Below are 21,932 nucleotides of genomic sequence, written 5' to 3'. Positions count from 1 at the left end.
GGCCTGCCTCCTGCGTCGCTGCGGACGGAGCCGGGACGCGGTGTGGTCGGGTCGATGGTGACAGTGAGGCGGCGCGGACCACTGAAGAACAGCGGGCACCGCGTCGCCCCGGTAACAGCCTGTACGGAAGCTGTGTCTCTCACTTTGCCATCGCATTAACCTCGGATGACAGAGCAAAATTCTGCCAAAGATTGAGTAATAAGCGCCCCTGAGCTGCGAGTTAGTCGAAATCTCAACCGTTGGTCAAGGGTTCACGTGGAGATCATGTGGAGCACATGAGGCAGTTCCGTTCACGCTCCGTTGCAGGCGCTATGAGCGGGAACTATTTCGGGACCGGGGGGAACGCTGTCGTGCCGCTACGGTTCGCCCGTGATCAACACGGCGGCCCGCGGCCCCCGGCTCATGGCGCTGCCGTGCGAGCTGGTGTGGGCCACGACGTGGGAGGCCGACGCGAATGAATGCATCGCACCGTGGCTCGGTCTGCCGGAGCTGCCCGTGATGCTGTGGCCGGAGCCGTCCGAGGAGTCCGGGGCCGAGGGGGTGGTTGAGGCTGATGCGAGACGCGGACTGCACTGGAAGACCCGGCCCGTGCTCCGTTGGGCAGCGGGACGCGCGTTCGCCTGGGTGGACGACGAGATCACCGGCGCCGATCGGTCCTGGGTGGCGGCACACCACTCAGGACCGGCCCTCCTGCACCGGATCGACCCCGCGCGCGGCATGACGGACGCGGACTTCGCCGCCCTCGGGGCGTGGCTGCGGTCTCAGGCTGGGCCGTAGGGGGGCGGCCCTTTCCGGTCGCACGTCATGATCCCGGCCCAGCCGTCACGCGTGCCACTCTGTTGCCATGTCCATTGAAGTGCGCCCAGCCTCTGTGTTTGAGGACGTTCGTGCCGTGGTGGGGCCCAAGTCGCCCGGTGCCAATGTGTGCTGGTGTCTGAGCTATCGCATTCCGTCGAAGCTCAACAACGCATTGCGTGGGCCGGAGCGGGGGGAGTACGTCGCCGAGTTGTGCCGGGCGCGGCCCTCGCCGGGCGTGCTCGCCTACGAGGGGGAGGAGCCGGTGGGCTGGGCTGCCGTGGCGCCGCGCTCGGAGACGTCCTTCGCGCGCAATCGCAAGATCCCCCACGTCGACGATCTGCCGGTCTGGTCGCTGTGGTGCATCCGGGTGCGTCCCGGCCATCGGAAGCAGGGGATCTCGCACGCCCTCATCGCCGGCGCGGTCGACTTCGCCCGCTCCCACGGCGCACCGGCGGTCGAGGCCTACCCGCTCGACAACGGTGATGCCAAGGTCGACCTGACGATGGCGTATGCGGGGATCCGCAAAAACTTCGAGCGTGCCGGGTTCACCCACGCCGCCGACACCACCTCCGTGCTGGCCGGTCACCCCCGCATCCTGATGCGGCTCGACCTGCGCTGACGGGATATCACTGGCTACGGCTACGGCTACGGCTACGGCTACGGCTGCGGCGGGGCAGGGGCTGGAGCGCCCCGCCGATCAGCCGGCCGTGCGTCGTGACGCGGTCACCTCGCCGTGTCGGTGCCCTCGGCGTCCTCGTCGATGACGTGCACCGCGGCTTCCTCGGCGGATGCCGCCCCGCCGTCGATGCCCATGTCCTCGCCGATCATGTCCTGCTCGGCGTCGTCCTCCGCGTCCCCGCTCGCGCCTTCGTCCGGGGCGAACAGGCGCCCGGCGCGGGCGTCCCCCACCTCCGCGTCCTCGATCGGCTCGCCGTCGGTGTCGGTCGTGTCACCGATGCCGTCGTCCGCCTCGGCGGGATCCGGTACCTCGAGCGCGGGGTCGGGCCGCTCCTCGGAGAGGCGTTCGGCCAGGCTCTCGCCCTCCTGCTGCTCCTGAGCGGTGGTACCGGTGTGGGCCACTCCAAGCGGCCGTTCGGGAGGCGACCAGCCCTCGTCGTACGGATCCGCCCCGCGGTCGTTGAGCGTGTCCTCCGCGTCGAGGATGCCCTCGTCCTCACGGACTTCCTCCGCATCGGGCTGGTAGACCTCGTCGCCCATGACCTCGTCGTTTCCCACGGTGCTCGTCCTCCTTCATGCGCGACTGTCGCTGGTGTCCTGCCGTGTATCCACCCTGATCCAGAACACACGTTCCGGCACGCGGGAGAGTCGCGGGGGGAGTGGGGAAGGCGTGGGGGAGTGGCAGGTCAGCGCGTTTCCGATGGGCGCCACTCAAGGAGCAACAGCGTCGCGTCGTCCCGCAATTGGTTGTCCTGCCGGTCGAGGATGGAGTGGATGAGCTGTCGCAAAGCTTCAGGCGCGGGTTCACCCGCGGCGGTCGCGCGGATGATGCTGTCCGTGAACCGGTCCAGGCCGAACTGGGACCCGCCCCCGGTACGCAGCTCGGTGACGCCGTCGGTGTACATCAGCACCCGGTCACCCGGCTCGAGCGCCTGCTCGTGGACCTCCCACACCGCGCCGGCCAGCTGAGCGGGCGTCCCCATGGGCGGCTGTGACGGTCGTTCGAGCGCCCGGTCGAGCACGCGGTGGTCCCGGATCAGCAGGGGCGGCGGGTGTCCGCAGTTGCACCAGCGCAGGATGCCGTGGGTCAGGTCGAGCTGAGCGAGGATTCCCGTACAGAACTGCGCGGGCAGCCACTCGGCCAGTGCGTGCTGCACGGTGGCCACGAGCTCGGGCAGTTCGGCGTCCGCACGCCGCGCGTTGCGGCAGCCGGCCATGGCCACGGCGGTCGTCAGGCCCGACGCGAGGTTGTGACCCATGGCGTCCAGGATCGCCACGTGCAGCGTCGAAGGGGTCAGCGAGTGATCGAAGGCGTCGCCGCCGATCTCGTACGCGGGTTCGAGGACGGCCGTCGAGATCACCTGGGAGTTGCCGATCGTCCTGGGTGGCAGGAAGGCCCGGAGCATCTCGGCGGGAAGCTGCATGGGCTCGGACCGGGTCCGGCGCGCGAAGCTGTCGCTCGATGCCCGCTTCGAGGTGATCGTCATGGCCAGGACGGACGCCAGCATGCGGCAGCGGCGCAGCAGCGCGACGTCGATGACGGACGCCGTGGCGCCGATCACGCCGAGGCGTTCGGCGCCGTCGATCAGCGGCAGCCACGCGACGATCCGCCCGTGGGCGAGTTCCTCGATGCGCAGCGCGTGCGCGCGGTAGGCCGAACCGGCGATAGAGCCGTCCACACCGAGCGTGGGCGGCCCGTCGGCCAGCGGCACCAGATCCCGCTGCTGGATGTCCACGAGGTAGATGTCGATCCGGTCGAGCCCGACGGCGTCGGCGAAGCGCCGGGCCAGGGCGGGGAGCTCCATCGGCGCCGCAGCGTGCGCCGCGGCCAGCAACTGCTCGAACAGCTGCTCCCCAGGACCGGGCTGCCGGGGGTCTGACTTCCCTGAGCCGGGGGCTCCGGGGCCGGGGCTTTCCGGGCCGAAGCTTCCGGGACCCCGGTTCCCGGGGCCGGACTCCCTGGAATGGCTCGCCATGTGTGATCACCGCCTCACCAGCAGTCTCACATCGGGCCGCTGATCCCGCCCGGCCTCGGGCGTGTGGGGCGCGCATTTCGCCTACGCCCGCCGGATTCCCGGCCTTCCTGGGCTTTCCCCGGTGCGCTGGGCAGGCCGTCTCAGCGTTCGACCCCGGTCCCCGGAGGCCCGCACGCGCAGCGTAAGGTCGCGGACCGGCCGCATGCGGCCGATCTGAACCATTACAGCCACCCGAACAAGGAGCCGCTGGTCATGCCAGCCAATGACGCCGCTGAGGCGCCGATCTACGAAACCCTCGTCCAGGAGCACGGCGACGTCCTCGCGACAGCCCGCAAGGCCGCCGAGGAGACCCAGCAGAGAGCCGAGGCCGTGCTGGACTTCAGGGGGCCGATCACCGTCGTGCCCGACGCCCCGTCCGCCGAACCCGCGGCGTAGGCGCCTCTCCGGGGCGCGGGGGGCTCCGGCCCTCACATGCCCCGCCGCCCTTTGTGGGCGACGCTGGAAGCACACATATGCCGTCGTGAGCCCCGACGGCCGGAGGTGCTGATGGATCCCGTCGAGGCGCTGGAACGGATCGCCTTCCTGCTGGAGCGTGGCCGTGCCCCGACCTACCGGGTGCGGGCCTTTCGCACCGCGGCCGCCGTGGTGGGCGGTCTTGCCGACGGCGAGGCCGCGCGGCGCGTCGCCGACGGGTCCCTTGAGTCGCTCAAGGGGATCGGCCCCAAGACCGCCGGTGTGATCAGCGAGGCGCTGGGCGGCGACGTACCGGCGTACCTGGAGCGGCTCGAAGGTGAGGCGGACGCCCCGCTCGCCGGGGGTGGCGCTCAGCTGCGATCGCTCCTGCGCGGTGACTGCCACCTGCACTCCGACTGGTCCGACGGCGGCAGCCCGATCGAGGAGATGGGCCGTGCGGCCCAGGCGATCGGCCACGAGTGGGCCGTGCTCACCGACCACTCGCCGCGGCTGACCATCGCGCGCGGGCTCTCTCCGGAGCGGCTGCGCGAGCAGCTGGCGGTGGTGGCGGACCTGAACGAGCGCTGGGCGCCCTTCCGGCTGCTCACGGGCATCGAGTGCGACATCCTGGACGACGGTTCGCTCGACCAGGAGCCGGAGCTGCTCGACCGCCTCGACGTGGTGGTCGTCTCCGTGCACTCCAAGCTGCGGATGGACGCCGCCGCGATGACGCGGCGCATGGTCGCCGCCGTCAGCAACCCCCGGGCCGACGTGCTCGGTCACTGCACCGGCCGCCTCGTCACCGGGCGCGGCAGACCGGAGTCGCAGTTCGACGCGGACGAGGTGTTCGCCGCGTGCGCTGCCGCGGGCACGGCGGTGGAGATCAACAGCCGCCCGGAACGGCTCGACCCGCCGCGCAGGCTGCTGCGCCGGGCCGTGGACGCCGGAGTCCTGTTCTCGGTGGACACCGACGCGCACGCGCCCGGCCAGCTGGACTGGCAGGTGATCGGCTGCGAGCGGGCCGAGGAATGCGGGGTGCCCGCCGAACGCGTGGTGACGACCTGGACGGCGGAGAAACTGCTGACCTGGACACGGGCGAAACGGGCGGCGGCCTGAGCCAGGCGGCCGGCCTCGGTGCCGGCGCTGTAAAGGCTGTGCACCGAACGCGTGGTGACGACCTGGACGGCGGAGAAACTGCTGACCTGGACACGGGAGAAACGGGCGGCGGCCTGAGCCAGGTGCGTCGCCGGCCCCGGTGCTTGTGCCTTACAGGCCGCTCGCCAGCAGGCGGTCCGGTGTGAGGGGCAGCTCGCGCAGCCGCAGACCGGTCGCGTGGTGCACCGCGTTACCGATGGCAGCGGCCGTCCCGACGATGCCGATCTCCCCGATGCCCTTGCTGCCCATGGGGTTGAGGTGGGGGTCGTCCTCGTCGATCCAGTGCGCCTCGATGGCGGGCACGTCCGCGTGGGCCGGTACGTGGTAGGCGGCGAGGTCGGCCTCCGTGAAGTCGCCGAAGGCCGCGTCCATGGTGCTGCCCTCGGTCAGCGCCATGCCGAGGCCCATCGTCATCGCCCCGATGAACTGCGAGCGCGCGGTACGGGAGTTGAGGATGTGCCCGGCCGCGTAGACCCCGAGCAGCCGGCGCACCCTGACCTCACCGGACACGGTGTCGACGCCGACCTCGGCGAAGTGGGCGCCGAAGGCGTGGCGCGCGTAGTCGCTGTCCGCGTCGGCGTCGCCCTTGGTGTCGGCGGTGGCGCCGACGCCCTCCGGCGGCAGCTGCTGGCCCTGCTGTCCGGCCAGGCGCTCGGCCAGCCGCGTACAGGCCTCGTGGACGGCCCAGCCCCAGGAAGCCGTCCCGGAGGAGCCGCCCGCCAGCGGCGCGTTCGGGAGGTCGCTGTTGCCGATCTCGGTGTGTACGGAGTCCAGCGGGACGCCGAGCACGTCGGCGGCGACCTGGGCGAGCACGGTGCGGGCGCCCGTGCCGATGTCGGTCGCGTTGACGCGGACCACGAAGCTGCCGTCGGGGTAGGCGTGTGCGCTCGCCCGGCTCGGTGCGACGACCACCGGGTAGGTGGCCGAGGCGACTCCGCTGCCGATGAGTACGGGGCCCTCCGTACGCGAGCGGGGGCGCGGGTCGCGCTCGGACCAGCCGAACCGGCGGGCACCCTCGCGCAGGCATTCGGCGAGGTGGCGGCTGCTGAAGGGCTTGGCGGAGTCGGGCTCGGTGTCGGTGTCGTTGCGCAGGCGCAGTTCGACGGGGTCCATGCCGAGGGTCGCTGCGAGTTCGTCCATCGCCGACTCCAGGGCGTACATGCCGGGCGCTTCGCCAGGGGCGCGCATCCAGGACGGGCTCGGCACGTCGAGGGGCACCACGCGGTGGGTGGTGCGGGCGTGCGGCGAGGGGTACATGACGCGCGTGGCGGCGGCGGCCGTCTCCATGAACTCCTTGATGCGGGAGGTGTGCGCGGTCACCTCGTGGATCACGGAGGTGAGCCTGCCGTCCCGCTCCGCGCCCAGCCGCAGCCGGTGCAGGGTCGGCGAGCGGTGGCCCACCACGGCCGCCAACTGGCGTCGCGGCAGGACGAGTTTGACGGGCCGTCCGGTCGAGCGGGCGGCCATGGAGGCAAGGACCACGTGCGGACGCGGCGTGCCCTTGGAGCCGAAGCCGCCGCCGACGTGTTCGGAGATGACGGTGATCTGTTCCTTGGGCAGCGCGAACAGGGACGCCAGGACATCGCGGACGGTGGTGGCGCCCTGGCTGCTGTCGTGCACCGTCAGCCGCCCGTCCCGCCACTGCGCGGTGGCCGCGTGCGGCTCCATGGGGTGGTTGTGCAGCGGTGGCACCCGGTAGGTGACGTCGACGCGGGAGGGCGCGGAGTCGAAGGCGCCCTCCGCGTCGCCGCGGACGTGCTCTCCCGATGTGCCGTCCTCGTCCTCGGGTACGAAGGCCGCGGGGTGGTCGGCCTTGAGCGTGACGTCGTGCGGTTCCTCGGTGTAGGTGACGCGGACGGCCGCGGCGCCTTCGCGCGCCGCCTCCAGGCTGTCGGCGACGACGAGCGCGACGTACCAGCCCCGGTGCGGCACGCGCGCGTCCTGCAGCACGCCCAGTGTCGCGTCGTCCGGCTTCTCCAGGCGAGGTGCGTTCAGGTGGGTGAGGACCTCGACGACGCCGGGCACCTCCCGGGCCGCCGTGTCGTCGACGGCGCTGACCGAGCCGCTCGCCACCGTGGCGGGCACCGGCCAGGCGTAGGCGCACCCTTCGGGGGTGTGCTCGGCGGCGTAGCGGGCGGCCCCGGTCACTTTCTGGGGGCCCTCCCTGCGCTCGGCGGGCGCTCCGAGGGCGCTGACGGTGTCCGGCATGGGAATCTCCCTGGAAGCGGAGGGGGCTGAGTTCAGGCGACGGGGGGCGAGTCCGCCAGGTGCCGAAGGACGTCACAGGCGAGGTCACGGGCCAGACGCACCTTGAACGCGTTGTCGTGCAGCGGCTCGGCCGCGGAGAGCTCGGCGTCGATGGCTGCCTCGAACGCCTGGTCGCTCGGCGCGCCGCCGCGCAGTTCCTCCTCCGCGCGCCGGGCGCGCCAGGGCCGGTGGGCCAGGCCGCCGAACGCGATGCGCGCCTGGCGTACGACGGAGTCCTCGACGTCCAGGACCACGGCCACCGAGGCCAGCGCGAAGGCGTACGAGGCGCGGTCGCGGGCCTTGCGGTAGGCCGAGGGCAGGCCTGCCGTCGCGGGCGGCAGCAGCACTCCGGTGATCAGCTCGCCGGGCGCGATCTCGGTGTCCTGCTCCGGACGGCCGCCGGGCAGGCGGTGGAACTCGGCGGCGGGCAGGGTGCGTCGGCCCCGTACGCCGTGCAGTTCCACCTGGGCGTCGAGCGCGGCGAGTGCGACCGCCATGTCGGAGGGGTGTGTGGCGATGCATTGCGGGGAGTGGCCAAGGACCGCGTGGTCGCGGTGGACGCCGTCGCGTGCGCCGCAGCCGGTGCCGGGTTCGCGCTTGTTGCACGGCTTTCCCAGGTCCTGGAAGTAGGGGCAGCGGGTGCGCTGGAGGAGGTTGCCGCCGGTCGTGGCGACGTTGCGCAGCTGGCCCGAGGCTCCCGCGAGCAGGGCCTGGGCGAGAACCGGGTAGCGCTCGCGCACCAGCGGGTGGGCGGCGAGGTCGCTGTTGCGCACCGTCCCGCCGGCCCGGACGGACCCGTCGGGCAGCTCCTCCACCGCGTCCAGCGGCAGCCTGCTGACGTCGATCAGTGTTCCGGGGCGTTCGACGCCCAGTTTCATCAGGTCGACGAGGTTGGTGCCGCCGCCCAGGTAGCGGGAGCCGGGGCGGCCGGCGTGGGCGGCGGTCGCCTCTTCGACGCTGTAGGCGCGCACGTACCTGAAGGGTTTCACCGGGTCACGTCCTCGACGGCCTCGACGATGTGCGGATAGGCGCCGCAGCGGCACAGGTTGCCGCTGAGCCGCTCACGGATCTCGTCCCGGGTCAGCTCCACGGGGGCGCCGGTGTCCGCGGCCGGATCGGTCACGTGCGAGGCGTGGCCGGCGGCGGCTTCCGCCAGGGCGCCGACGGTCGAACAGATCTGGCCCGGTGTGCAGTAGCCGCACTGGAAGGCGTCGCGCTCCAGGAAGGCACGCTGTACCGGATGCAGCCCCTCGCCGTCGTCGGAGCGCAGCCCTTCGACGGTGGTGATGTCGCACCCCTCGTGGGCGACGGCCAGCAGCAGACAGCTGTTGGCGCGCCTCCCGTCGACGAGGACGGTGCAGGCACCGCACTGGCCGTGGTCGCAGCCCTTCTTGGCGCCGGTGAGGCCCATCTGTTCGCGCAGGACGTCGAGCAGCGTCGAACGGTGGTCGACGGTGGGACGGCAGGGTGTGCCGTTCACCGTCAGGGGCACTTGCGACCGGTACACATCGGTCCCCATGGCGCTCTGCTCCCTCGTCGAAGCGGGATCTGCGGTTGACCGCGTAACCAGCCTGGGTCAGGAGAGACGTTCCGGCATGTCGTGCGCGCCCGCGGGCCGTGAGCGGCGGCCCGCGGGCGCGTCACGTCACGGCTTGCGGGCGAGGCCGCCGTGCTCGCCGATGGGCTCCGGGGTGGGGGAGTCGGGGGCCGGGCGCCAGAAGGGGACCGAGACCACACCGGGGTCAAGGAGTTCCAGGCCGTCGAAGAAGGCCGTGATCTGGTCGACGGGGCGCAGGAAGTAGGGGACGGCGCCGGTCTCGTTGTAGGCGTCCTGGGCCTGTTCGTAGGTGGCGTCGGTGCCTCGGGAGCCGTCGTTGATGGAGAGGTAGCTGCCGGATGGCAGGCCGTCCACCAGGCGGGTGACGATGGCGCGCGCCTGGTCGTAGTCGGCGACGTGGCCCAGGATGTTGCTGAGGATCAGCGCGGTGGGGCGGGAGAGGTCGAGCGTCTGGGCCGCGGCCGCCAGGATGCGGTCGGGGTCGGAGAGGTCGGCGTCGACGTACGCGGTCGCGCCCTCGGGCGTGGAGGTGAGCAGGGCGCGGGCATGCGCGAGGACCATCGGGTCGTGGTCGACGTACACGATCCTGGTGCTGGGATCGAGCCGCTGGGCCACCTCATGGGTGTTGTCCACGGTCGGCAGGCCGGTCCCGATGTCCAGGAACTGCCCGATGCCCGCCTCCGACACCAGATAGGTGATGTTGCGGCGCAGGAAGGCGCGGCTGCTGCGGGCGACGGTGACGATGCCGGGGAAGACGGCGCTGTAGGCGTCCCCCGCCTCCTCGTCGACGGGGTAGTTGTCCTTCCCGCCAAGCCAGTAGTTCCAGATGCGGGCCGAGTGCGGCACCGATGAGTCGATCTTCTGATGCGCCGCAGGTCCGGGCGTCGTGGCGTGGTCGGTCATGGGTAGCGTCCGTCTTTCCACCGAGGCGTGAACTGTTCAACGCACAACCTACGTCCCAACCGTGCGGACGCGTACACCAGTTCACGCTCTCGGCGCGTTCTCTATTTGTTCCGCTTCTCCCGTCGGGTGGGCACGATCCTCGCGACCATGTCAACAGGCGGCCGCACAAGGTCTCCTGAGTTCGCAGGACGTCGTGTCGGCGGTATGGCGGGGCCTCGTGGCCTCCGCGAGGATGTGCCCTTCGCGCGGGTGTCTCGCCGGGTCCTGTGGGGCCCGGGTGGCCGGGAGGAAGGGCATCGCGATGGGACTACACGCGGCGGCCGGGCGGCGCAGGCCCGTCATGGCCGCGGCGCTCGGCGCCACCTTGCTCGCCGCCCTGCTGTCCATCCCGAGTGCGGGGGGAGCGCCGCGCGCGGGCGACGCCTGCGGCAGCGTCGGCACCGAGCTGCCGCGTGGCGACTGCGGGCCGTTCTGGCAGGTCGTCGCCGAGGACTTCAACGGTGACCGGGTGCCGCTGGGGGCGTTCAGCGACTGCGACCATCACCCGGACACCTCGGCCGCGTACTGCGACGGTCTCGAAGGCGCCTACCGCGACAACTGGTGGGCCTACCCGACCGGTTGGCGCGACACCTCCAACGACCGGGACCGCGACGTCGTCGGTGTCTACCACCCGGAGGACACCGTGAGCGTGGGCCCTGCGGAGAACGGCGACGGCCGTATGCGCATCCGGATGTGGCGGCCCGCCGACGGAGGTCCCGTGCACGCCGCCGCGGTCGTACCGCGCGCCGTCATGCAGATGAAGTACGGCAAGTACAGCGCCCGCATCAAGGTGACCAAGCCGGCCCCCGGATACAAGTCGGCCTGGCTGCACTACGGCGGAGGCTGCGAGATGGACCACCCCGAGGGCAACTGGTCCGGGTCCCTCACCGCCTTCCATCATCCGTGCGGCGGCGGCGAACAGGGCTACTTCCGCGGGGCCGACGAGTGGACCGAATGGCACACGGTGTCGACCGAATGGACCCCGGGGCATGTGCGCTTCTTCGTCGACGGACGGGAGACCGGACACGACACCCGCGGTGTTCCTGACCGACCGCTGTCGTGGATCCTGCAGAACGAGAGCGCGCTGGAAGGACCGGGCGCGGCGCCCGGCAGCAGCGCGCAGCTGGAGATCACCTGGGTCGCCGCCTACGCGTACGACTGGAAGTAGGCCCGGAGGGCACCCGAGTACCACCAACGGGCGTGGGCGGCGGTCTCACGCGCCCGCGGACGGTGAGGTTTCAGCAGGAGCAGTTCGGCAAAGCGTACAAATATGGTGCAAATCGGCTACACGATGATGACCGAGCAAGCGGGCCCCCGTGCGCTCGTCGACGACCTCGTCGCGGCGGAGCAGGCCGGGTTCGACTTCTCCGTCACCTCGGACCACTACTTCCCCTGGCTCGACTCGCAGGGGCACGCCCCCTACGCGTGGAGCGTGCTGGGCGCGGCGGCGCAGGCGACCTCGCGGATCCCGCTCATGACGTACGTGACCTGCCCGACGGTGCGCTATCACCCCGCCGTGGTGGCGCAGAAGGCCGCGACGATGCAGTTGCTCTCCGAGGGCCGCTTCCGGCTCGGCCTCGGCTCGGGCGAGAACCTCAACGAGCACGTCGTCGGCGCGGGCTGGCCGGCGCCACAGGTCCGCCTGGAGATGCTGGAGGAGGCGGTGGAGATCATCCGCGCGCTGTTCACCGGCGACAACGTCAATCACCAGGGCACCCACTTCGACGTGTCGAACGCCCGCCTGTGGGATGTCCCCGACAAGCTGCCGCCCATTGGAGTGGCGGTTTCCGGCGGCCGGTCCTGCGCGCTGGCCGGGCGCCTGGCCGACCTGGTCATCGCCACCGAGCCCAAGGCCGACCTGATCGAGGCCTTCGACCGGCACGGCGGCAGCGGCAAGCCCCGCGTCGGCCAGCTGCCCGTCTGCTACGACACCGACAAGGACGCGGCCATCGCCCGCGCGCACGACCAGTTCCGCTGGTCGGTCGGCGGCTGGCCCGTCAACTCCGAACTTCCCGGTCCTTCCGGCTTCGCGGGCGCCACCCAGTTCGTCACCCGCGAGGACATGGCGAAGCAGGTCCCGTGCGGCGACGACGTCGACACCTTCGTGGACGCCGTACGCCCCTTCGTCGACGCGGGCTTCACGGAGGTCGCCCTCGTCCAGGTGGGCGGCGACCAGCAACGCCCGTTCATCGACTGGGCGGAGAAGAAGCTGCTTCCCGCGCTGCGCGACCTCTGAGCAGTTCGGGTGCCGCCACCGGCCGCCGTTCCGTCCCGGACAGCGGCCGCCACCCCAGATACCTGCCCTCACATCGGGTACCCGTGATCACACATCAGGCCCCGCGACCCCACTGGAGCACAGCGTGAACGACACACCCGACCCGGCAACCCCCACCGCACAGTCCGACTCCCCGGACCTGGTGCAAGTGGTACTCGGCGAGTGCTCCGCGGCCGACGCGGACGCCGTCTTCGGGGTGCTGCGCACCCACTTCCCCTCCGACCGCGGCGAGGACGCGCCCCACCGCACGGAGCAGCCCCGCCCCGCCGTCTGGACCGGCGGCTTCCTCGCCGCCGACAGTCCGGGACCGGTCCGCGGTGTGCTGCTCGCGGGGCCCGTCACCGCCGACCTGCAGGGCAGCCCGGTGGCGGTGGACCGGCTGCGGACCACGCTCGAATCGGCCTTCGTCGTCTCGCCGAAGGGCAACGTGTCGGGCGACCAGGAGGTACAGGTCCAACTGCGCCTGACGGGCGCCGAAGAGGGCGAGCCGCCGCTGCCTGGCCACTGAGCGGCGGCGCGGAGCTCGGCGGGGGCTACTCGCCTCCGTCGAACATGCTGACCAGGCCGTGCGGCGCGTCGGCGCCGAAGAGGAGCTCGTGGAGCTGCGCGCCGTCGGTGGCGGCTGCGGCGCTGCGGGGGAACATGGCCTGCTCGTACGAGGTGAGGGCGGCCTCGATGCCCTCCGGGTGCGTGGCGATGGCCGTGCCGAGTTCGGCGCCGTCGTACATCGCCAGGTTGGCGCCCTCGCCGTTCGGGGCCGCGAGATGGGCGGCGTCACCGAGCAGGGTCACGCCGGGCACGCGCTCCCAACGGTGCTCGGCGGGCAGGGCGTTGAGGGTGCGCAGAACCGGGGCGGTCTCCCCGTCGGTGATCAGTGCGGTGAGTTCGGGCGCCCAGCCGTCGAATTCCCGCGCGATGCGTGCGGCGGCCGACGCGGCGTCGGTGAAATCGATGGCGGCGAACCACTCCTTCGGTTCGGTGAGCGCCACGTAGGTGTGCAGGGTCCCGCCGCTTTCCCGGTGTGCCTGGATCCCCTTTCCCGGCGCGAGCGCGAACAGCGACCCGCCGCCCACCGCTTTCGCGGCGGCCGGGTGCCGGGCGTCGGCGTCGAAGAGGTACGTCTCGACGAAGGATCTGCCGATGTACTCGGGCCTGGCGTCGGAGAGCAGCGGCCGCACCCGCGACCAGGCGCCGTCCGCGCCGATCAGCAGCCTCGTGACGGCGGTGGTGCCGTCGGCGAAGGCCACTTCGTGGCGGCCCTCGCCGAGAGGGCGGACGCCGCTGACCTTGTGCCCCCACCGGACGGTGCCGGCGGGGAGGGAGTCGAGCAGCATCTGGCGGAGTGCCCCGCGCTGTACCTCCGGGCGTCCGCGTGCGCTGTCGTCGTCGTACAGGACGGTGCCGTCCGTGGCCAGGACCCGTGTTGCCTCGCGGCCCTCCAGGATGAGGCCGTGGAACTCGTCCATGAGGCCCGCGGCCCGGAGTGCCGGCTGTCCGGTGTCGTCGTGGATGTCGAGCATTCCGCCCTGTGGCCGGGCCGTGGGTGAGGCCTCCGCCTCGTAGACCGTGGCCGGGATGCCGTGGACGTGCAGGACGCGGGCGAGGGTCAGTCCGCCCAGGCCGGCGCCGATGATCGCGATGTCAGTGCTGTGCGTGTTCATGGTGGCTCCTCAGGTCATGCGCCTCCCGGGTGGGCCCGACGGGCCCCCTCTGGAATGGCGTTCCACAAACACACTGGAACCTCGTTCCAGCGATGTCAAGCTGGAACGAGGTTCCAGAGATATGCCAGGATGTGTGCATGGCAACGAGGACGCGTCGTGCGGAGCGACGAGAGGAACCGCTCTCCAGAGAGCGCATCGTCGAGGCGGCGATCGCCCTGCTCGACTCGGCGGGCGAGAGCGGGCTCACCTTCCGCGTGCTGGCCGAGCGCCTCGCCACGGGGCCCGGCGCGATCTACTGGCACGTCGCGGGCAAGGAGGAACTGCTCAACGCCGCCACCGACGCCGTGATCGCCGAAACCGTGGCCGCCGGCACCACCGACACCACGCCGCAGGAGGCGATCCGCGCCCTCGCGCTCGGCGTGTTCGACGCGATCGAGGCACACCCGTGGGTCGGCACCCAGCTCTCCCGCGCCCCCGGGCAGTCGCCCATGCTGCGGGTCTTCGAACACATCGGGCGCCAGGTCCAGGCGCTCGGAGTGCCCGGGCCGGCCCAGTTCACCGCCGCGTCGGCGTTCCTGAACTACATCCTCGGCGTGGGCGGCCAGAACGCGGCCGACGCCCGCGCACACCAGGCACGCCGACCCGACACGAGCCGCACCGACTTCCTCGACGCCGCCGCGGCAGCGTGGTCCGACCTCGACCCCGGCGAGTACGCGTTCCTCCGCAGTGTCGCGGACCAGCTACGCGATCACGACGACCGGACGGAGTTCCTCGCCGGGATCGATCTCATCCTGACCGGCATCACCGCCGGTCACTGATCGGTCGGGCCGTACCAGACCGTCGTGGCGTTGCAGAACTCGCGGATGCCGTGGCCCGCCAGCTCACGTCCGTAACCCGAGCGCTTGATGCCGCCGAAAGGCAGGCCGGGGTGCGAGGCGGTCATGCCGTTGAAGAAGACGCCGCCCGCCTGGAGGTCCCGTACGCAGCGTTCGATGTCGGCGTCATCGCGCGTCCACACATTCGAGCTGAGCCCGAACGGCGAGTCGTTGGCCAGGGACACGGCCTCGTCCAGATCCGCCACGCGGTAGAGCGTGGCCACCGGGCCGAACGCCTCCTCGCGGTGGATGCGCATCCGCTCGGTGACATCGGCGAGGACGGTGGGGGAGTAGTACCAGCCCCGCTCCTGCTCCTTGGGGCGCTGCCCGCCGCACAGCGCGGTGGCGCCGTTGGCGAGCGCGTCGTCGACGAGCTCCTCCAGATCGGTGCGGCCCTGTTCGGTGGCGAGCGGACCGACGTCCGTCTCCTCGCTCGTCGGGTCACCGACGGTCAACTCCCGCATGCCCGCGACGAAACGGTCCCGGAAGGCGTCATAGACGTCGGTGTGCACGATGAAGCGCTTGGCGGCGATGCAGGACTGGCCGTTGTTCTGCACCCGGGCGGTCACCGCGGTCGCGGCGGCACGCTCGACGTCGGCGCTCGGCAGCACCAGATAGGGGTCGCTGCCCCCCAGTTCCAGGACGGTCTTCTTGATCTCGTCGCCCGCGGTGGAAGCCACCGAGCGGCCCGCCGGTTCGCTGCCGGTGAGGGTCGCGGCGACCACCCGGTCGTCGCGCAGGACGGCCTCGACGGAGCCCGAGCCGATCAGGAGCGTCCGGAAGCAGCCCTCGGGGAACCCGGCTCGGCGGAAGAGATCCTCGAGGTACAGGGCGGTCTGCGGCACGTTCGAAGCGTGCTTGAGCAGGCCGACGTTGCCCGCCATGAGGGCGGGCGCGGCGAACCGTACGACCTGCCACAGCGGGAAGTTCCACGGCATCACGGCGAGCACGACGCCGAGCGGGCGGTAGCGGACGATCGCCCGGGTCGCCCCGGAGTCCGCCACGTCGTCCTGCGCGGGGTGCTCGTCGGCCAGCAGCCCCTCGGCGCGCTCGGCATACCAGCGCATGGCCTTCACGCACTTGGCCGCTTCGGCCCTGGCCGCCTTGATGGGCTTGCCCATCTCGGTGGTCATGGTCCGCGCGATGAACGCGTTGTCCTCTTCCAGCAGGTCCGCGGCCCGGTTCATGAGCCGGGCACGCTCGGAGAAGGCGCTGGTGCGGTATTCGCCGAACGCGGTTTGGGCCGCCGCCACCCGGCGCCGGACCTCCGCGTCCTCAAGCGGCTCGAAGGTTTCGAGCGTCTCGCCGGTGGCGGGATTGACCGTGGCGATGGGCATGCCGTTCCTCCTCGGGACGCCTAGCGCGACTGCGAGGGACCCTCGTGGGGTTCCTGCCAGGAATTCGCGCGCGGCTGGGGCTCCTGCGGTGGGTTGGGGCGTCGGGTGACCTGCCGCCGTCCGAACCAGAAGAGGGCGAGCAGTACGAGGACGATCACCACGCCGATGATCAGCAACAGTGACGAGGATCCGCCTGCGGCGAGGGTCATGTACGGCCTCCGAATTCACCCTAGAGCGACCTGCGCGGGGAAGCATGCGCAGGACTTGCGGGTGCCCTGACATGCGGAGCGCACACTTCCCCCGGCCGGGATGATCAGAGAATCTCCAGGGGCTCCTTGCGCACCGGCGCCGGGAACGCGGCGTCCAGAACCTTGAGGTCCGCATCGGTGAGGCTGACGTCGAGGGCGCCGTGGTTCTCCTCCACGTGCGCCGGGGCGGACGCCTTCGGGATGGCGATGACGTCGTCGTGCCGCAGCACCCAGGCGAGCGCCACCTGCATCGGTGTGCAGCCGTGCGCGGATGCCACGGACTCCAGGGCGCTCCGGCCGAGCAGGCGTCCCTGTTCCAGCGGCGAGTACGCCATCAGGGGCACCGCACGCTCACGGCACCAGGGGAAGAGGTCGTACTCGGGGCCGCGGCGGGTGAGGTTGTAGAGCACCTGGTCCGTCTGCGGAAGGGCGCCGGCGGGGAGTTCCGAGAGGTCGTCGACATCGAGGTTGCTCACGCCCCAGGCGCCGATGCTGCCGCGGCTCACCAGACCTTCGAGGGCCTCGACGGTCTCGGCGAGGGGCACCCCGCCCCGCCAGTGCAGCAGATACAGGTCGATCCGGTCGGTGCCCAGGCGGCGCAGGCTGGCCTCGCAGGCGTCGACGGTGCCGCGCGCGTCGGCGTTCGACGGCAGCACCTTGCTCACCAGGAACACCTCGTCCCGCCGCCCGCGAATCGCCTCGCCGACCAGCTCCTCCGAGGCGCCGCTGCCGTACATCTCGGCGGTGTCGATCAGCGTCATGCCCAGGTCCAGGCCCCTGCGGAGGGAGGCAAGCTCCTCGGCGCGGCGCGCGGGGTCGTCGCCCATGCGCCAGGTGCCCTGGCCCAGGGCGGGCACGCTCACACCGGAGGGGAACGTCACCGTCTTGGCCGCTGTCATCACATGTCCCTTCTCGTGTCCTCGCGTGTACGTCCGCGTGTGCGGACACGGACGTCACGCCGAGAACTTCACACGGCCGTACGCCGACACACAACCGCTCACCACCAGTACGCGGGATAACGCGGCGCGCCGGGCCGGGCGCACGAGGCGGCCCACCCCGCCAGGACGACCACCACGACCGCTCCGGCGAGCAGGGGCACGAAGGTCGCGGGCCGGGGGTGGTGCAGCACGATGACGACCGCGGTGGCGCAGGCCGGCGAGTGCGGGGTGCGTGCCACGGTCATCACGGCGAGGCCGATGCCCGCGGCCAGCGCCGCCGCCCATGGGGCGCTGCCAAGCGCCGCCAGGATCGCGTACCCGACACCGGCGCACAGCAGGTGGCCCGCGATCACGCTGCGCGGCTGGGCCAAGGGCAGCCCGGGGGCGCTGTGCACGATCGCCGCGGAGGCCGCGAGCGGGGGTATGAGCACCGGCTCGTGGACGACGGAACCGACCGCCACCAGGGCCAGCAGCACAGCGGTGACGGCGCTGATGTTGTGCAGGGTGGTGCCCGTCGGCGGCGGGGCGGGGGCGCGGCCCGCGAGGCGGGGCAGGATGCGGGGGCGGACAGGGAGCGTGGGGCTCGGTGGGACAGGCGCGGGCGGCGCCTCGATGATCTCGTCGGTACTCAAGTAAGGACGTTCCGGACTTCAGCCGGCGGGAGACCCCGGACGGCGGGATGACAAAGGGCAGGAGTGGCCACGGCCGCCCCTGCGGTCGGCAGGGGGCGCGGGCAGCATCGGCGGCCCGGGGTCGGGGCGTCCGCGTACTCACCCAAGATCCTACGAAGCCCGGTCACGGGACCTGCGGCCAGGTCCCGTGATCACCGTTCTGACCAGGTGCGACACGGCCTCCCGTGCCAACCGGCTCGGCGGATTCGGGCACAGCGTGCAGATCGCCCGGAAGCTCCGTTCGTCCCAGGCCCCGCAGCCGCGCGAAGGAGAAGAAGCCCGCAGCCGCCATGACGGTGGCCGCCCCGATCGCGGCGTAGCCCATCCCGTGGGTGAAGGCGTCGCGCGCGGCCGACAGCACGCCCTGCGCCGTCTCGGCCGGGAGGCGCGAGGCCACGGTCGTCGCACTGCCGAGGGTTTCGCGCACCGCGTCGGCCTGCGGGATGCCGGCCGGGAGGGCGTCGGCCATGTCGCGGCTGTAGACCGCCGCACCGATGGAGCCCAGGATCGCCATGCCCAGGGCCCCGCCCAGTTCCTGGCCCGACTCCAGGACGGCGGCGGCCGAGCCCGCACGCTCCGGCGGGGCGGCCCCCAGTGCGAGCTCGTTGGCGAGCGTCATGGCGGCGACCAGACCACCCGCGTAGACCGAGGCCGCGGCGAGGGTGACCCAGAGAGCCGTGTCGGTGTGCACCTGGGTCAGCCAGAGGAAGCCGCAGGCGGAGACGAGGAAGCCGCCGCCCATGACATACGCGCGGTCGACACGCTGCGCGAACACCGCCGCGGTCGGAGCCATGACGGCCATACCCGCGGCGGGCACCATGCTCCACAGCGCGGCCTCGAACGGGCTCATGCCGCGGACGGACTGCAGATACTGCGTGAGGAAGACGGCCATGCCCACCGTGGCGAACATGGCGAGGAGATTGGCGACCATCGGGCCGCCGAAGGCGCGGCGGCGCAGCAGACCGAGGTCGATCATCGGGTGCGCCAGGCGCTGCTGGCGGTGCACGAAGACGTAGCCGAGCACCAGCCCCGAGGTGATGCCGAGGGCGGGCAGGGGCTCGTAGCCGTGCTGGGCCGTCTCCTTGATGCCGTAGATGACCGGGAGCAGGGCGGCGAGCGAGAGCACCGCGCTCAGCACGTCGAAGCGGCCCTGCTGCGGCGACTTGAACTCCGGCACCAGGAACGGCACCAGGACGAGCAGCAGCACCATCGCGGGCAGATTGATCAGGAAGACCGAGCCCCACCAGAAGTGTTCCAGGAGCAGACCGCTGACCACCGGGCCGAGGGAGATGCCGGTGGTCATGACGGCCGTCCACACGGTCACCGCCTTGCCGCGCTGCTTCGTGTCCCAGAAGAGGTTGCGGATCAGGGCGAGCGTCGAGGGCATCAGGGCGGCGCCGCCGAGCCCGAGCAACGCCCGTACGGCGATGAGGAGTTCGGCCGAGTGTGCGTAGGCGGCGGCGGCCGAGGCGGCACCGAAGACGGCGGCGCCCGTGAGCACCAGCGTGCGCCGGCCGATCCGATCACCCAGGGAGCCCATGGTGATCAGCAGGCCGGCGAGGACGAAGCCGTACATGTCCAGGATCCACAGCTGCTGCGTGGCGCTGGGCTCCAGGTCCTGGCTGATGTAGGGAATCGCGAAGTAGAGGATCGAGACGTCCATCGAGACCAGCAGCAGCGGCAGCATGAGGACGCCGAGTGCGGACCATTCCTTGCGGCCCGCGCGGGGGCCGGGTGTGTTCTCCATGCCCGACACGGAATCGGGTCCCTGCGTACGCCGCAAACAATGGCCTAGTGCACCTCGTCCGGTGACGCTGCTGAGCTGGGGGAGTGGCGCGGCAGTGCACTAGTACAGTGAGGTCATGACCGCCGACCCGCCCTATCTCCGTATCGCGCGCGACATCCGCCACCGGATCGACTCCGGCGATCTCGCCCCGGGCGACCGTGTCCCCTCCACCCGGCACATCACCCAGGAATGGGGTGTCGCGATGGCGACCGCCACGAAGGCGCTCGCCGCGCTGAAGCAGGAGGGCCTGGTGCGCGCCGTGCCCGGTGTCGGCACGGTGGTGGCGGAGCCCGTACGGGAACACCGTGCCGCGCCGGGGCAGGGGCTGACGCGCGAGCGCATCATCCGCTCCGCTATCGCCTTCGCCGACGCCGAGGGCCTCGCGGCGCTGTCCATGCGCCGCGTCGCGGCCGAGTTCGGGGCCTCCACCATGGCGCTGTACCGGCATGTGCCGAGCAAGGGTGAGCTCGTGCGGCTGATGTCGGAGGCGGTGTTCAGCGAGGAACCGTCGGGTCCGCGGCCCGTCAGCTGGCGCGCCCAACTGGCCCAGGAGGCACGGTGGTTGTGGGGCCGGTATGAACGCCACCCCTGGCTGGGGCGGGCCATGGCCGGACTGACCCGGCCGATGGCCTCACCCCACGCGATGCGGTACACGGAGCGGGTCCTCGGCGCCCTGAGCGGGCTCGGCCTCTCGCCGTACCAGATGATCCATGTCCATCTCACGCTGCTGGGGTACGCCCAGGGCGTCACGCTGGCCATGGAGCTGGAGACCCAGGCGCGGCAGGACACCGGCATGACCCCCGAGGAGTGGATGGCGACGAACGAGCCCCGGATGGACGCGATCCAGTCCAGCGGGGCCTATCCGGTCCTCTTCCACCTTTTCGGCGACGACGACTTCGATCTCGAACTGGGCACGCTCTTCGAGTTCGGGCTCCAGCGCTTCCTGGACGGGGTCGAGGCGCTCATCGCGAAGAGCTGAGCCGTCAACGCACCAGGCAGGGCCGCTTGTTGTCGAACCGCCAGTCGGGGATGAGGTAGCGCATGCCGGTGGCGTCGTCGCGTGCGCCCAGGGCCTTCTCCTGGTAGAGGTCGTGGGCCGCCAGGAGCCGGTCCATGTCGAGCTCGATGCCGAGCCCGGGTGCTTCGGGCACGGCGATCTCCCCGCCGACGATGCGGGGCGGGGTGGTGGTGAGGCGTTCCAGGCCTTCCTGCCAGATCCAGTGGGTGTCCAGGGCGTTGTAGTCGCCGGGGGCCGCGGCACCGCAGTGGGTGACCATGGCCAGGGAGATGTCGAAGTGGTTGTTGGAGTGGCAGCCCCAGGTGAGACCCATCGCGTTGCACAGCTGCGCCACGCGCACGGAACCCTGCATGGTCCAGAAGTGCGGGTCGGCCAGGGGTATGGAGACCGACTGCAGGGCCAGGGCGTGGGTCAGTTGCCGCCAGTCGGTGGCGACCATGTTGGTGGCGGTCGCCAGCCCGGTGGCCCGGCGGAACTCGGCAAGCACTTCGCGTCCCGAGTAGCCGCCCTCGGCGCCGCAGGGGTCCTCGGCATAGGCGAGGGTGTCGGTCAGGGGAGCGCACAGCTCGATCGCCTCGCGCAGGGACCAGGCGCCGTTGGGATCGAGGGTGATGCGGGCCTGGGGGAAGCGGTCCTTCAGGGCGCGTACGGCCGCGACCTCCTGGGCGCCTTCCAGCACGCCGCCCTTGAGCTTGAAGTCGCGGAAGCCATACCGGTCGTAGGCGGCCTCGGCCTGCCGGACGATCGCCTCGGGGGTGAGGGCCTCCTCGTGCCGGATGCGGTGCCAGTCGACGGAGGCGTCGGGCTCGCGGACGTAGTCGAGGTCGGTGCGGTCGGGGTCGCCGACGTAGAAGAGGTAGCCGAGCACGCGGACGGAGTCGCGCTGTTGTCCGTCGCCGAGCAGCGCCGCCACGGGCACCTCCAGGTGCTGGCCCAGGAGGTCGAGCAGCGCGGACTCGACGGCGGTGACGGCGTGGACGGTGGTGCGCAGGTCGAAGGTCTGGGCGCCCCGGCCACCGGAGTCGCGGTCGGCGAAGCGGTCGCCGATCTCGCGCAGGACGCGCTTGTAGTCACCGACGCGGGCGCCGACGACGAGGGACTCGGCGTCGCGCAGGGTCTGGGTGATCTTCTCGCCGCCCGGTACCTCGCCCAGGCCGGTGCGACCGTCGGAGTCCTTGAGGACGACGATGTTGCGGGTGAAGTAGGGGCCGTGGGCGCCGGAGAGGTTGAGCTCCATGCAGTCCCGGCCGGCGACCGGATAGACGCTGAACGCGGTGACGGTCGGCTGCCTGTTCATGATGGGCGATTCCTCAGGT

At 71.6% G+C, this 21,932-nt stretch carries 21 protein-coding genes and 1 pseudogene; 9 read left to right on the top strand and 13 right to left on the bottom strand.

The features are described 5' to 3' along the window. Positions 1–360: 360 nt before the first annotated feature. A pseudogene (locus ACWD02_RS11735) lies at positions 361–777 on the top strand (HAD domain-containing protein); the annotation flags it as partial. 67 nt (positions 778–844) lie between these two features. Then, on the top strand, positions 845–1,417 hold the full coding sequence (locus ACWD02_RS11730) for a GNAT family N-acetyltransferase (protein ID WP_451207840.1): 573 nt from the start codon (positions 845–847) through the stop codon (positions 1,415–1,417). Between the two features lie 104 nt (positions 1,418–1,521). Here the strand turns inward: ACWD02_RS11730 and ACWD02_RS11725 are convergent, their stop codons facing one another. Then, on the bottom strand, positions 1,522–2,016 hold the full coding sequence (locus tag ACWD02_RS11725; protein WP_451209154.1) for a DUF5709 domain-containing protein: 495 nt from the start codon (positions 2,014–2,016) through the stop codon (positions 1,522–1,524). Between the two features lie 146 nt (positions 2,017–2,162). Next, positions 2,163–3,281, bottom strand: a complete 1,119-nt coding sequence (locus ACWD02_RS11720; RefSeq protein ID WP_451207836.1) for a PP2C family protein-serine/threonine phosphatase — start codon at positions 3,279–3,281, stop codon at positions 2,163–2,165. A 423-nt stretch (positions 3,282–3,704) separates the two neighbouring features. On the opposite strand from ACWD02_RS11720, the gene ACWD02_RS11715 reads away from it, so the two are divergent. Further along, on the top strand, positions 3,705–3,887 hold the full coding sequence (locus ACWD02_RS11715; RefSeq protein ID WP_451207833.1) for a hypothetical protein: 183 nt from the start codon (positions 3,705–3,707) through the stop codon (positions 3,885–3,887). 111 nt (positions 3,888–3,998) lie between these two features. Beyond that, positions 3,999–5,021 carry a PHP domain-containing protein gene (locus tag ACWD02_RS11710; protein WP_451207831.1) on the top strand — a complete coding sequence of 341 codons (1,023 nt, stop codon included), beginning with the start codon at positions 3,999–4,001 and terminating at the stop codon, positions 5,019–5,021. A gap of 150 nt (positions 5,022–5,171) precedes the next feature. Here the strand turns inward: ACWD02_RS11710 and ACWD02_RS11705 are convergent, their stop codons facing one another. The 4 genes from ACWD02_RS11705 to ACWD02_RS11690 all read right to left on the bottom strand — a co-directional run bounded on the left by ACWD02_RS11705 (position 5,172) and on the right by ACWD02_RS11690 (position 9,768). Next, complete coding sequence (locus ACWD02_RS11705; RefSeq protein ID WP_451207828.1) at positions 5,172–7,268, bottom strand: xanthine dehydrogenase family protein molybdopterin-binding subunit; 2,097 nt, start codon at positions 7,266–7,268, stop codon at positions 5,172–5,174. A 32-nt stretch (positions 7,269–7,300) separates the two neighbouring features. Next, positions 7,301–8,296, bottom strand: coding sequence for an FAD binding domain-containing protein (locus ACWD02_RS11700; protein WP_451207825.1), 996 nt, complete (start codon positions 8,294–8,296; stop codon positions 7,301–7,303). Further along, a complete protein-coding gene (locus tag ACWD02_RS11695) occupies positions 8,293–8,826 on the bottom strand; it encodes a 2Fe-2S iron-sulfur cluster-binding protein (RefSeq protein ID WP_451207822.1) in 534 nt (177 codons plus the stop codon). The genes ACWD02_RS11700 and ACWD02_RS11695 overlap by 4 nt, the downstream gene beginning before the upstream one ends. Positions 8,827–8,952: 126 nt before the next feature. Beyond that, positions 8,953–9,768, bottom strand: a complete 816-nt coding sequence (locus tag ACWD02_RS11690; protein ID WP_451207820.1) for an SAM-dependent methyltransferase — start codon at positions 9,766–9,768, stop codon at positions 8,953–8,955. 301 nt (positions 9,769–10,069) lie between these two features. On the opposite strand from ACWD02_RS11690, the gene ACWD02_RS11685 reads away from it, so the two are divergent. The 3 genes from ACWD02_RS11685 to ACWD02_RS11675 all read left to right on the top strand — a co-directional run bounded on the left by ACWD02_RS11685 (position 10,070) and on the right by ACWD02_RS11675 (position 12,590). Next, on the top strand, positions 10,070–10,975 hold the full coding sequence (locus ACWD02_RS11685; RefSeq protein WP_451207817.1) for a glycoside hydrolase family 16 protein: 906 nt from the start codon (positions 10,070–10,072) through the stop codon (positions 10,973–10,975). Between the two features lie 102 nt (positions 10,976–11,077). After that, entirely contained in the window at positions 11,078–12,043 is a 966-nt protein-coding gene (locus ACWD02_RS11680; protein WP_451207814.1) for an LLM class F420-dependent oxidoreductase, read from the top strand. 124 nt (positions 12,044–12,167) lie between these two features. Further along, complete coding sequence (locus ACWD02_RS11675; protein ID WP_451207811.1) at positions 12,168–12,590, top strand: hypothetical protein; 423 nt, start codon at positions 12,168–12,170, stop codon at positions 12,588–12,590. Between the two features lie 25 nt (positions 12,591–12,615). Here the strand turns inward: ACWD02_RS11675 and ACWD02_RS11670 are convergent, their stop codons facing one another. Beyond that, on the bottom strand, positions 12,616–13,743 hold the full coding sequence (locus tag ACWD02_RS11670; RefSeq protein WP_451207808.1) for an FAD-dependent oxidoreductase: 1,128 nt from the start codon (positions 13,741–13,743) through the stop codon (positions 12,616–12,618). A 137-nt stretch (positions 13,744–13,880) separates the two neighbouring features. On the opposite strand from ACWD02_RS11670, the gene ACWD02_RS11665 reads away from it, so the two are divergent. Continuing rightward, positions 13,881–14,561, top strand: coding sequence for a TetR/AcrR family transcriptional regulator (locus tag ACWD02_RS11665; RefSeq protein WP_451207805.1), 681 nt, complete (start codon positions 13,881–13,883; stop codon positions 14,559–14,561). Here the strand turns inward: ACWD02_RS11665 and ACWD02_RS11660 are convergent. From ACWD02_RS11660 to ACWD02_RS11640, 5 genes are all read right to left on the bottom strand, one after another. Then, the gene (locus ACWD02_RS11660; protein ID WP_451207802.1) at positions 14,555–15,955 is read right to left on the bottom strand and encodes an NADP-dependent succinic semialdehyde dehydrogenase; all 1,401 of its coding nucleotides are present in this window, start codon (positions 15,953–15,955) and stop codon (positions 14,555–14,557) included. The two genes, ACWD02_RS11665 and ACWD02_RS11660, sit on opposite strands and share 7 nt — an antisense overlap. A 20-nt stretch (positions 15,956–15,975) precedes the next feature. Further along, on the bottom strand, positions 15,976–16,164 hold the full coding sequence (locus tag ACWD02_RS11655) for a DUF6479 family protein (RefSeq protein WP_451207799.1): 189 nt from the start codon (positions 16,162–16,164) through the stop codon (positions 15,976–15,978). A gap of 104 nt (positions 16,165–16,268) precedes the next feature. After that, positions 16,269–17,102 (bottom strand): aldo/keto reductase, encoded by an 834-nt coding sequence (locus ACWD02_RS11650; protein ID WP_451207797.1) that lies wholly within the window; start codon positions 17,100–17,102, stop codon positions 16,269–16,271. 98 nt (positions 17,103–17,200) lie between these two features. Then, positions 17,201–17,773: an HPP family protein gene (locus ACWD02_RS11645; RefSeq protein WP_451207794.1), complete on the bottom strand. Its 573-nt coding sequence runs from the start codon at positions 17,771–17,773 to the stop codon at positions 17,201–17,203. Between the two features lie 163 nt (positions 17,774–17,936). After that, positions 17,937–19,559, bottom strand: a complete 1,623-nt coding sequence (locus ACWD02_RS11640) for an MFS transporter (protein WP_451207792.1) — start codon at positions 19,557–19,559, stop codon at positions 17,937–17,939. Positions 19,560–19,674: 115 nt separating this feature from the next. Between ACWD02_RS11640 and ACWD02_RS11635 the strand changes: the two genes are divergently transcribed. Next, positions 19,675–20,577 carry a TetR/AcrR family transcriptional regulator C-terminal domain-containing protein gene (locus tag ACWD02_RS11635; RefSeq protein ID WP_451207789.1) on the top strand — a complete coding sequence of 301 codons (903 nt, stop codon included), beginning with the start codon at positions 19,675–19,677 and terminating at the stop codon, positions 20,575–20,577. A 4-nt stretch (positions 20,578–20,581) separates the two neighbouring features. Here the strand turns inward: ACWD02_RS11635 and ACWD02_RS11630 are convergent, their stop codons facing one another. Continuing rightward, the gene (locus ACWD02_RS11630; RefSeq protein ID WP_451207787.1) at positions 20,582–21,913 is read right to left on the bottom strand and encodes an enolase C-terminal domain-like protein; all 1,332 of its coding nucleotides are present in this window, start codon (positions 21,911–21,913) and stop codon (positions 20,582–20,584) included. Positions 21,914–21,932: the final 19 nt, after the last annotated feature.

The sequence above is a fragment of the Streptomyces sp. NPDC002853 genome (assembly GCF_053591915.1).
The sequence above is the reverse complement of the archived record's forward strand: the minus strand, read 5'-3'. Positions and strand labels throughout refer to the sequence as shown.